The 10479-nt window shown below is 40.5% G+C and carries 11 protein-coding genes and 1 pseudogene; 6 read left to right on the top strand and 6 right to left on the bottom strand.

What is annotated here, in order from left to right:
* The first annotated feature begins 269 nt into the window (after nucleotides 1-269).
* Together SD31_RS07105 and SD31_RS07100 are read left to right on the top strand one after the other, a co-directional pair.
* On the top strand, nucleotides 270-1289 hold the full coding sequence (locus SD31_RS07105; RefSeq protein WP_039053623.1) for a WD40/YVTN/BNR-like repeat-containing protein: 1020 nt from the start codon (nucleotides 270-272) through the stop codon (nucleotides 1287-1289).
* 66 nt (nucleotides 1290-1355) lie between these two features.
* Nucleotides 1356-1535: a hypothetical protein gene (locus SD31_RS07100; RefSeq protein WP_039053622.1), complete on the top strand. Its 180-nt coding sequence runs from the start codon at nucleotides 1356-1358 to the stop codon at nucleotides 1533-1535.
* Nucleotides 1536-1553: 18 nt separating this feature from the next.
* On the opposite strand, the gene SD31_RS07095 is transcribed toward SD31_RS07100, so the two are convergent.
* The 5 genes from SD31_RS07095 to SD31_RS18745 all read right to left on the bottom strand — a co-directional run bounded on the left by SD31_RS07095 (nucleotide 1554) and on the right by SD31_RS18745 (nucleotide 6536).
* Nucleotides 1554-1811, bottom strand: a complete 258-nt coding sequence (locus SD31_RS07095; protein ID WP_039053621.1) for a hypothetical protein — start codon at nucleotides 1809-1811, stop codon at nucleotides 1554-1556.
* A 2-nt stretch (nucleotides 1812-1813) separates the two neighbouring features.
* Nucleotides 1814-3076, bottom strand: coding sequence for an NADP-dependent isocitrate dehydrogenase (gene icd, locus SD31_RS07090; RefSeq protein ID WP_039053624.1), 1263 nt, complete (start codon nucleotides 3074-3076; stop codon nucleotides 1814-1816).
* 11 nt (nucleotides 3077-3087) lie between these two features.
* Complete coding sequence (locus SD31_RS07085; RefSeq protein ID WP_039053620.1) at nucleotides 3088-5217, bottom strand: cation:proton antiporter; 2130 nt, start codon at nucleotides 5215-5217, stop codon at nucleotides 3088-3090.
* A 100-nt stretch (nucleotides 5218-5317) separates the two neighbouring features.
* A complete protein-coding gene (locus SD31_RS07080; RefSeq protein ID WP_231561268.1) occupies nucleotides 5318-6400 on the bottom strand; it encodes an ABC transporter permease in 1083 nt (360 codons plus the stop codon).
* The gene (locus tag SD31_RS18745; protein WP_231561267.1) at nucleotides 6351-6536 is read right to left on the bottom strand and encodes a hypothetical protein; all 186 of its coding nucleotides are present in this window, start codon (nucleotides 6534-6536) and stop codon (nucleotides 6351-6353) included. Before SD31_RS18745 ends, SD31_RS07080 begins: the two co-directional genes overlap by 50 nt.
* Nucleotides 6537-6604: 68 nt before the next feature.
* Here SD31_RS18745 and SD31_RS20770 point away from each other — a divergent pair, with 68 nt between their 5' ends.
* Both SD31_RS20770 and SD31_RS20765 read left to right on the top strand, forming a co-directional pair.
* Complete coding sequence (locus SD31_RS20770) at nucleotides 6605-7105, top strand: methionyl-tRNA formyltransferase (protein ID WP_316929799.1); 501 nt, start codon at nucleotides 6605-6607, stop codon at nucleotides 7103-7105.
* Nucleotides 6990-7571: a methionyl-tRNA formyltransferase gene (locus tag SD31_RS20765; protein ID WP_410528247.1), complete on the top strand. Its 582-nt coding sequence runs from the start codon at nucleotides 6990-6992 to the stop codon at nucleotides 7569-7571. The genes SD31_RS20770 and SD31_RS20765 overlap by 116 nt, the downstream gene beginning before the upstream one ends.
* Here SD31_RS20765 and SD31_RS07070 read toward each other — a convergent pair whose 3' ends face one another.
* Nucleotides 7572-7751 (bottom strand): helix-turn-helix domain-containing protein, encoded by a 180-nt coding sequence (locus SD31_RS07070; protein WP_231561271.1) that lies wholly within the window; start codon nucleotides 7749-7751, stop codon nucleotides 7572-7574.
* A gap of 301 nt (nucleotides 7752-8052) precedes the next feature.
* Between SD31_RS07070 and SD31_RS07065 the strand changes: the two genes are divergently transcribed.
* Complete coding sequence (locus tag SD31_RS07065) at nucleotides 8053-8913, top strand: RNA polymerase sigma factor RpoD/SigA (protein ID WP_039053618.1); 861 nt, start codon at nucleotides 8053-8055, stop codon at nucleotides 8911-8913.
* A gap of 201 nt (nucleotides 8914-9114) precedes the next feature.
* Nucleotides 9115-10479: pseudogene (locus tag SD31_RS07060) on the top strand (Clp protease N-terminal domain-containing protein); the annotation flags it as partial.

The raw sequence follows: 10479 nt of genomic DNA, 5'->3' as shown, positions 1-10479 counted from the left end.
TAGTTGTWCAGTATTACCTGAACAAGCTGACCGAAGGAGAAAAGCCGTACGTAAAACTTTTAACCCAAAAGATCTGGACAGAAGGAAGCTCGTTATATCCATCTTTTTGGTGCTTTCGACCCAGAGGAGTTTGATAAATCCCAACAAGACCCCTCTGTTGAGAAGACACAAATTATAGCTTTGGAAGAACGAGTAACTGCATTAGAGACCCAGCTTACCCGATTGAGAGAGGAATTTGACCACCTTTTAGCACAACTAACATAATAATCATGAAAAAAAATGTTATCCTGCTGCTGTTGCTACTTGCATATCTCGCTACAGCCTATACACAGACCTTTGTACCTCTAGCGGAAAATGTAAATGCTTCCTTTCGTGGTATGTCTACTGTCGGAAAAGATATCGTATGGGTTAGTGGCAGCAAAGGCTCGGTAGGCTATTCCAAAGACCAAGGAAAAACGTGGCAATGGGTTAATCCTCAAGGATATGAGCAATACGACTTTAGAGATATTCACGCCTTCTCGGCAAAGGAAGCCATCATCATCAACGCCGGCTCACCCGTGGTAGTGTTGCGTACTACGGATGGTGGACAAAGTTGGCAGAAGGTGTATGAAGACGTACGTCCGGAAATATTTTTCGACGATATTGTCTTTTACGGGAAAAATGGATATATCCTCGCCGACCCTATAGATGGCGCCTTCCAGCTGCTGAAAACTACCAATAAAGGGAAAAGCTGGTATGACGTTAGTTCTCATTTTATCCTTTTCGCCGACGAAGGTGAAGCCGCCTTTGCAGCATCAGGTTCTTCGATGAAGATGTTTAAAAACAAGCTTTATATAGGCACAGGAGGCAAGTATTCTAGTTTTTTCAGCTATAACCCCAAAGGATTGAAGATAGACAAGTACGATGTCCCTATTTGGTCGGGAGAACCGACAACAGGAATTTTCGCCATTGACTTTTATAATGAAAGAAAAGGTATTGTCGTAGGTGGCAACTATATGGAAGATATGAACAATAAAAACAACATCTTGCTGACATACGACGGTGGTAAATCATGGACCAAACCCACTACGCCCGTAAACGGTTATCGCTCGGATGTACTCTATATCACGCAACATATAGTCTTAGCGACAGGAACCTCCGGCACGGATATCTCCTATGACGGTGGTCTCAACTGGAAAAACATCTCCACGTTAAGCTTCAATACCATAAGTAAAAGCTCGGACAACAAGAATATATACCTCACCGGATCAAGAGGAAATATCTATAAGCTTATCCTGAACTACAAATGAATCTTTTTATTAAACGTTTTTACCGCTCCGCTGTTCATCTTGTGAAAGATCAATACAGCTAGAGTTATGCAAGAAGACAAACACGAACCCAAAGAATGGGAAAACAAAGTACCCGAAGTGGTAAAAGAAGAGCCGGATGATAAACCCGCAGGAAGAAATATAATGATTGTAATAATAATAGCGGTTATATTACTCGCTATTGTGTATTATTTCTTTTTCAGAGATACCGACAATATGTTTCAATAAGGAAAATGCTATTACCTTTTACAGTAATAGCACTTTCCATGCAGCATTGATATTCCCTTCTTCCAGGTATTGTTTAGCCATTTCTTGAAGATGAATGTGTCGCGTGGATTCATCTCCTATAAAAGCATTTGTCAATTCCAGTATGGAAGGATCTATCCGAAAACGGTCTATTTCCATATCCGTAGGAATACATTCTATAGTCGCAAGAAGTCGCTTGTCTTCTTGGCTCAGGATGGTGGATTCCCTGATTATTTTAGGCAATTCTTCAAAAAGCATGCTTATAATTTTTCAATAATCTTATCGGCAAATTCACTCGTCTTCAACAAAGTAGCATCTTCCATAAGATTGTAGAAATCTACTGTCACTGTCTTTTCTTTGATGGTGAGGGATAATGCTTCCACGATCTTATCAGCAGCTTCCTGCCAACCCATATACTCCAACATCATCACACCACTCAATATTACGGATGAAGGATTCATAGTATTGGTATTGGCAAACCGAGGTGCCGTGCCATGCGTAGCCTCAAAGATGGCATGTCCTGTTTTGTAATTGATATTCGCTCCGGGAGCTATACCTATGCCACCTACCATTGCAGCTAATGCATCTGAAATGTAATCTCCATTGAGGTTCAAAGTAGCCACTACAGAATAATCTTTTGGGGCAAGTAATATCTGCTGTAAAAAGTTGTCGGCTATTATGTCTTTTATAATAATCTTTCCAGCAGCCTCAGCCTGTCGCTGCTCCTCATTAGCGGCCTCTTGACCATTTTCAGCTTTGGTGCGCTCCCATTGTCCCCAAGTATAGGTTTTATCTGCATATTCCTTCTCAGCAACTTCAAATCCCCACTGCTTAAATGCTCCTTCCGTATATTTCATAATATTACCTTTATGCACTAAGGTTACTGATGGTATCTTATGCTGGATAGCATATTCTATGGCAGCACGAACGAGGCGTTTAGATCCTTCTTCTGAAACAATCTTAATGCCGACCCCTGTATTATCCTTAAAATCGTAATCTACCCCCAACTCTTTCTGTAAGAATTGCTGTACCTTCCCAGATTCAGCTGTACTGCCGGCAAACTCAATTCCGGCATATATGTCTTCCGTATTTTCCCTGAAGATGACCATATTGACATCTTGAGGTCTTTTTACCGGTGAGGGCACACCTTCATACCAACGTGTCGGCCTTAAACATACGTAAAGATCTAGCTCCTTGCGTAAAGCCACATTCAAGGAACGTATCCCTCCACCTATAGGGGTGGTAAGAGGCCCTTTGATACCTACAAGATACTCCCTAAAGGTAGATAAAGTCTCTTCCGGCAGCCATTCTCCTACCGTGTTAAATGCTTTTTCTCCAGCCAGTACTTCCTTCCATTGAATGGCTCGTGTACCACCATATGCTCTCTCCACAGCAGCATCAAATACACGCACGGCGGCACGCCATATATCGGGACCTATACCGTCCCCTATAATAAATGGTATAATAGGATGAGTAGGAACATTAAGCTTCCCGTCATCACCCATTGTGATTTTACTAAACATCATCTTTTAGGTTATTTTTCTTTATTAAAGATATTTCCAAGTCCTTTTGAGATTTTTCTCATAAAAGGTGAAGTCTGTATGGTTTCGTATTCGTCAATATGTTCGTTTGCTTGACGAGCAGGGAATAATAAAATCAGGTTTTGACTCTTATAATACTTACCTACACGCTTCGCAAGTCCGTCCAACGAATCGCGATATGAGACCTCTCCCTGACGTGATGAAACAAAGACCAGCAAGGCATCTGGACTGTTAAAAGTCGCTAGACCATAAATATTATCCCAATCTTCATATGTTTCGAACTTAACTTTTACGCTTGATTTTAACTTTTTATATATTAAAGAGATACTATCTTCCGTACGCGGTTCACAGACAAAACTGATAGGCAATGACAACTCTTGCGCCAATTTAAAAGTCTTTTCAAGCCAATACTCAAAACCTACCTCCGATTCTGCCAAAGGTGGTACAAACACCACTATAGAGCGATGCGAAATCAAAGGCTTATTCAGACGAAGCATAAACAAGGTAGAATCCGTGTTGTTCAAAATACTTTCTGACTTTTCTCCCACAATTTTTTCGACGATAGACGTAGCACTTGGCCAGCCCATGATAATACAATCGGCCATCACTTTTTTCGACATTCGTGCGATTCCTGCCGGAATGTTGAAGTCTATGGTGGTCAGCAACTCTACTTCTGTCTCTGCTCCCGAAGCATATTTGGCCATATTCTCTAGGTTGCGTTTGGCATCCTGCACGTTGATTTCTGCCTGCTCGTCGTCGGGAACTACACTTACTATACTGAGTGGGTAGGGCGACTTCTTGGATTTTATCAACGTGGCAAAATCCAATATAGGCTCCATATTTTTCAAGTTGGCCAACGGAATCATAATCTGTTCTTCCGACTCCTCTACGTGTTCGATATGTTTATCATCTTGGTGTCCTTCCAAAACTATCTTCTTGGATGCATTTTCTGTTACCATAGAAGCTATGATACAGGTGATCAAAATCAAAAGGATAGTTCCGTTCAGCACATTTTCATCGATAATGTTGTTATTGTATCCTACCATTATCACAGCCAAGGTTGCTGCAGCGTGTGCATTGCTCAAACCAAAAATAAGATTGCGCTGGTTTGAGCTGTATTTAAAGATATATTGGGTGATGGTAGCAGCAATGAATTTTCCAAAAACGGAAACGATGGTCAATGTACCTGCAACGATCAACGCGGAAGGACCTTTAGTCAGTACACTTATATCCACAATCATCCCTACCGAAATCAGGAAGAAAGGAATAAAGATAGCATTGCCAATAAATTCTATCCTGTTCATCAAGGCCGAAGAATGTGGTATGAGTTTATTCAGCGACAGACCGGCAACGAAAGCTCCAATGATGGGTTCCAACCCCGCCATCTCGGCTAGGAATGCTGCAAAGAATACCACCGTAAGCACGAAAATATAATGTCCCGTCTTCTCCGCATCTAAGCGTTGGAAAAACCATTTGGCAATCCTAGGTATAATGCCGAACATGATAAATAGGAATATCGCAAAGGATACCCCTAATGTCACCCAAAACTCCTGATTAATTTGACCGTGGGAAGCTCCTGTAATCAAGGCCAGTATAATCAACACAGCCGTATCCGTCAATATCGTTCCCCCGATGGTAATGGCTACAGCCTCATGCTTGGAAATACCATAACGGTTTACAATAGGATATGACACCAACGTATGTGTAGCAAACATACTGGCTATCAACACACTTGGAAGCACTTCATACCCCAAAATGTAATAACATACAGGAAATCCGATAAGAATAGGAATAATAAATGTAAAAAAACCGAAAACAACGCTCTTATGTCTGGATTTTTTGAACTCATTCATATCCAATTCCAGACCGGCAATAAACATGATATACAATAGTCCTATGGTCGAGAAAAGGGTGACTGCTGAATTTTTCTCCAGCCAGTTAAGACCGTGGGGCCCTATGACCACACCCGCCAAAATCAAACCTATAATACCCGGAACACGTATGGGCCTGAGTAGTATGGGAGACAACAGAATAATAAGTAATACAACAGAGAATATCAGTACCGGATTGGTAAGAGGAGCTTGAAACGCATGTATCAAATGTTCTATTACTTTATTACTCATAGTCTTCTGCAATAAATACTTCTTTAGAAGCTTATAAAGCTCCTTCGTTAGTTTCGTAAATTACAAAAATTTACGCTTATTTCGTAAAAGGATAAATAGATTACTTGAACTGAATGGTTTTAATCGGTGAAATACGTGTCACCAGCATGGAAGGAATTATCGTTGTCAAAAGTACCACAGCTACCACTGAAAGATTTAAAATCAACACCGAAAGTATATCAATATTCATAGGAACAAACTCCAGATAGTATATGCTAGGATCCAGCTTGAAAAAATGGGTTGCTCGCTGAAACATATATATTGCAAAGGCAAAGATATTACCGATTAACAGACCATAACCGATAATATATAATGAATTCCATATAAATACCTTCCGAAGATCACCGTTGTTCATTCCCAATGCTTTAAGAATACCGATCATGTTTGTACGTTCTAATATGGTAATCAACAAGGAAGAAATCATGTTGATGACCGCTACAATCACCATAAGCACGAAAATAATGTCGTCGTTCATATCCAGCATTTCCAGCCAGTTGAAGACGTCTGCCCAATATTCCACTACGTTGGAAGCTTTAAGATGCATAGGCAAAGCATCGTTTACAGCTTCTGTCGCCTGCGTAAGCTGAGAAAAGTCTGAAATCCGTATTTCATAAGCTCCCGCCTCATTCGGCAACAGATTGTTCAGCTTACGGATAACGTCCAAAGAGCCTACCACATAATTTTTGTCCCAGTCGTCCGAATTCGTACGGAAAATACCTTGGATAATAAATTTTCTCTTGCGAATCCTTTTGTCCTGCACAAAAGACATAATCAGATTGTCACCTACATCTAACTTTAATCGATTGGCCAGATAATGGGAAATAAGCAATTGCTGATCAGCCCTTTCTGCTTTCAAATCCAACAACTCCCCTTCTACAAGGCAACTATTCAGGAAAGATTGATTATAAAGGCTGTCAATTCCTTTAAGCATAATTCCTTCCACCTCATCATTTACATTGATTATCCCTACCTGTGTGGCAAAAGGACTGATAGATAGTACACCAGGAATCTTCAGCAAAGAATCTTTCTGTGCTTCTCCCAACAGCACGGGAGTAATATCCGTAGGAGAAAGCTCATGCCGCGTTACAATGATATCACCGAAAAATCCCCTTTGATTTGGTCGTAATCTCCTCTTTAAAACCACGAAGGATAGCCACCGAAAGTAATATGGCAATGATAGCCAATGACAAAGCTCCTATCGTGACACGCACAATAAGCTTGGAAAAGGTCCGTTGTCCCTTAACATTGATTCTGTTGGCTAATAATAAAGGAAAGTTCAACTCGACATTAAATTTTGTAACTTCGCAAAGTTAATAAAATTTGCCACTTGACAAACTGAGCTTAGTCATTGATATGCTGTGGCAGACAGTATTTCCAAGAATTTAATTGTAGTAATTATGCGTATAATTTTTATGGGTACCCTGATTTTGCAGTAGAATCCCTTAAGGCACTGCTAGAATCAGGATATAATGTAGTTGCTGTAGTGACCACGCCGGATAAGCCTGCCGGCAGAGGACAGAAGATTCATCAATCTCCAGTAAAAGTTTTTGCTACCCAACATAATATTCCTGTATTGCAACCAGAAAAACTCCGCAATCCGGAATTTCTTGAACAGCTAAAATCTTACAATGCCGACATACAGGTCGTGGTAGCTTTCCGCATGTTACCCGAGGTAGTATGGAACATGCCTCCTATGGGCACCATCAACGTTCATGCCTCCCTCTTACCACAATATAGAGGCGCTGCTCCTATCAACCATACTATCATCAACGGAGAAAAAAGAATCCGGCGTCACAACGTTCAAGCTGCAACACGAAATCGATACAGGTCATATACTGCTGTCAAGTAAAGTAGCCATAGCCGATACAGACACTGCCGGCATATTGCACGATAAACTTATGGTAGAAGGGGCTAAACTGCTTATACGCACCTTGGAAGGATTAAAGAATAACAGCATAACCCCTACTCCCCAGGACCAGATAGATGCAGGAGCGCTCAAACATGCACCTAAGATTTTCAAAGAAGACTGTCTGATAGATTGGAACAATTCTTCAGAAAAGATTTACAACCTTATCCGAGGATTAAGCCCATATCCAGCCGCCTTCACATTGATGCAGGGAAAAGTACTTAAAATTTATGAAGCTACTTATGAGCTTGCTACACATAATGACCCTATAGGCTCTTTCAAATCTGACAGCAAAACATATTTGAAATTTGCCACGGCTGATGGCTACCTCAACTTGCTTAGTGTACAAATTGAAGGTAAAAAGAGAATGAAGGTTGATGAATTTCTGCGAGGATACCGATTCGAATAATTATTCCTCCTCGTAAACTATAATATCCCCCGGTTGGCAGTCTAAAGCCTCGCATATGGCTGCCAACGTACTTAAACGTATAGCTTTAGCTTTATTATTCTTTAAAATTGACAAATTAGACAACGTAATACCCACACGTGCACTCAACTCATTAAGTGACATTTTTCTTTTAGCCATCATTTGGTCTAACCGGATACTTATTTTTTTCATTGTTTACTAATTGTTTAACACCAACAAAACAAATGTACCCCAAAAATGTTTTATTGTAATAAGAAAAATTTTTATTGGTTAGACATTAAGTATAACGAAAAGTTTATTTTGGCAGAAAAGATAATTTGGAATGATTTTTGATGCAACAAAGCAGTCAACCTGTTTTTCGTAACTTCCTGAATACGAGGATTTAAATTACAAATTAATTACAAAAAAAGACGGTGAATTTTAGTATTTTTGCATCATCCAAAAGAAAGGTTAATAAAAATTAATGAGACAGCTCAAAATTACACAATCGATCACGAATCGTGAATCACAATCTCTTGACAAGTATTTACATGAAATTGGTAAAGTGGATTTGATTACGGCCGAAGAGGAAGTAATCTTAGCCCAACGTATTCGCGAGGGAGATCAGAAAGCATTAGAGAAGTTGACCAAAACCAACTTGCGTTTCGTAGTTTCAGTTGCTAAACAATATCAGAATCAAGGTCTTACTTTAGGAGACTTGATTAATGAAGGTAATTTAGGCCTAATCAAAGCAGCGAAACGTTTTGACGAAACCAAAGGGTTTAAGTTTATCTCTTATGCAGTGTGGTGGATTCGTCAGTCTATTTTGCAAGCTATCGCTGAACAATCACGTATTGTGCGTTTGCCGCTTAACCAAGTAGGTTCTCTAAGTAAAATCAGCAAAGCTTTCTCAAAATTAGAACAAGAGTACGAACGCGAGCCATCTCCGGAAGAATTAGCCGAAATCTTAGAAACTACGGTAGACAAAGTGTCTGATACGTTGAGTAACTCAGGAAGACATGTCTCCATGGATGCACCTTTCGTACAAGGAGAAGAAAACACATTGTTGGATGTGTTGGAAAATTCAGACCCTGATACGGATAGTGCATTGATCGACGAGTCCTTATCTGAGGAAATCAAACGTGCACTTGCTACCTTAACAGAAAGAGAAAGAGAGATTATCGTCCTATTCTTCGGACTTGGTTCTAATCATCCGCTATCATTGGAAGAGATCGGCGAAAAATTCAATCTTACCAGAGAACGCGTTCGCCAAATCAAAGACAAAGCTCTACAACGCTTACGTCACACTTCTCGAAGCAAAATTTTAAAATCTTATTTAGGCTAATTTAAAAGTTCATATTTAAATTAAGGGAAAGCGCAAGACAACATCTTGCGCTTTATTTTTTGTCAATATTTCTTATTCCTTCCTTTAAAACTGCAAAAAAGACAGTTGTTTTTATTCAAAACAGACATTTTTTCAGCTTTTCTGCTCTTCTACCCCTCAGGCATTCAATTTGTTACTAAATGAGTGTAAATCGATTAGCTTATGAACTTTAACAATTATACAATCAAGCTCAGGAGACCATACAAAAGGCCTCAGAAATTGCTGCAGGAAATCAACAGCAAGCCATTGAGCCGGCACATATACTTAAAGCTTTACTTGAAGTAGATGAGCACGTCATTTCTCATCTCCTCAAAAAGCTTAACGTCAACCTCAGCTATCTAACTACTGAGGTCAACAAAATTGTAGATTCCCTACCTAAAGTTACAGGAAGCCAAATCTATTTGAGCAACAACACCATCGCAAGTGCTACAAAAAGCTCAGAGCTACCTCAAAGAATTCAACGATGAATATGTTTCTATAGAACATCTGTTATTAGGATTGCAGGCTTCTTCGGATAAAGTAGGCAACCTACTGAAAGATCAAGGAGTAAATGAGAAAGATTTAAAAATAGCAATAAAAGAATTGAGAGGAAAAAACAGAGTTACAGACCCTAATGCCGAAGCGACATACAACGCTTTGAATAAGTACGCACGTAATCTAAATGAATTTGCGGAATCCGGAAAGCTGGATCCTGTGATAGGTCGTGATGAGGAAATCCGTCGTGTGATGCAAATTCTTTCGCGACGTACTAAAAATAACCCTATTCTTGTCGGCGAGCCAGGTGTTGGTAAGACCGCCATTGCCGAAGGTATAGCACATCGTATTATCAAAGGCGACGCTCCTGAAAATCTTAAGACAAAAACTGTTTATTCGCTAGATATGGGAGCTCTTATCGCCGGAGCAAAATACAAGGGTGAATTCGAAGAGCGACTTAAGGCTGTCGTAAAAGAAGTGGTTGATTCCGATGGAGAAATTATCCTTTTTATCGACGAGATCCACACCTTAGTAGGTGCCGGCGGTGGTGAAGGCGCCATGGATGCTGCCAACATTCTCAAACCGGCCCTAGCACGTGGAGAATTACGTGCTATCGGAGCTACGACACTCAACGAGTATCAAAAATACTTCGAGAAAGACAAAGCTTTGGAGCGTCGTTTCCAAAAGGTCATGGTAGAAGAGCCGGACACCCAGGATGCCATCTCTATCCTTCGTGGTTTGAAGGAACGTTATGAAACCCACCACAAGGTACGTATCCTAGATGAAGCAATTATCGCGGCCGTGGAATTGTCGCAACGCTACATCACCGACCGCTTCTTGCCAGATAAAGCTATAGACCTTGTGGACGAAGCTGCCTCCAAACTACGTCTGGAGATGGATTCCGTACCGGAAGCGGTGGACGAACTAGACCGTCGCATCATGCAACTGGAAATCGAGCGCGAAGCCATCAAACGAGAAAATGATGAGAAAAAGGTTGCAGAGCTTTCCGAAACCATAGCCAATCTTTCCGCAGAGCGCGACGCCTTGAAAGCA

It is taken from the genome of Sphingobacterium sp. T2 (assembly GCF_000814685.1).
Classification (GTDB): Bacteria; Bacteroidota; Bacteroidia; order Sphingobacteriales; family Sphingobacteriaceae; genus Sphingobacterium; species Sphingobacterium thermophilum.
The sequence above is the reverse complement of the archived record's forward strand: the minus strand, read 5'-3'. Positions and strand labels throughout refer to the sequence as shown.

What these genes read in the sequence shown, in the direction of transcription:
- SD31_RS07070 (WP_231561271.1), bottom strand. Translation starts at nt 7,751, where the DNA reads ATGATGGCTAAAAGAAAAATGTCACTTAATGAGTTGAGTGCACGTGTG.
- SD31_RS07065 (WP_039053618.1), top strand. Translation starts at nt 8,053, where the DNA reads ATGAGACAGCTCAAAATTACACAATCGATCACGAATCGTGAATCACAA.
- SD31_RS07085 (WP_039053620.1), bottom strand. Translation starts at nt 5,217, where the DNA reads ATGAGTAATAAAGTAATAGAACATTTGATACATGCGTTTCAAGCTCCT.
- SD31_RS07100 (WP_039053622.1), top strand. Translation starts at nt 1,356, where the DNA reads ATGCAAGAAGACAAACACGAACCCAAAGAATGGGAAAACAAAGTACCC.
- SD31_RS07105 (WP_039053623.1), top strand. Translation starts at nt 270, where the DNA reads ATGAAAAAAAATGTTATCCTGCTGCTGTTGCTACTTGCATATCTCGCT.
- icd (WP_039053624.1), bottom strand. Translation starts at nt 3,076, where the DNA reads ATGTTTAGTAAAATCACAATGGGTGATGACGGGAAGCTTAATGTTCCT.
- SD31_RS07095 (WP_039053621.1), bottom strand. Translation starts at nt 1,811, where the DNA reads ATGCTTTTTGAAGAATTGCCTAAAATAATCAGGGAATCCACCATCCTG.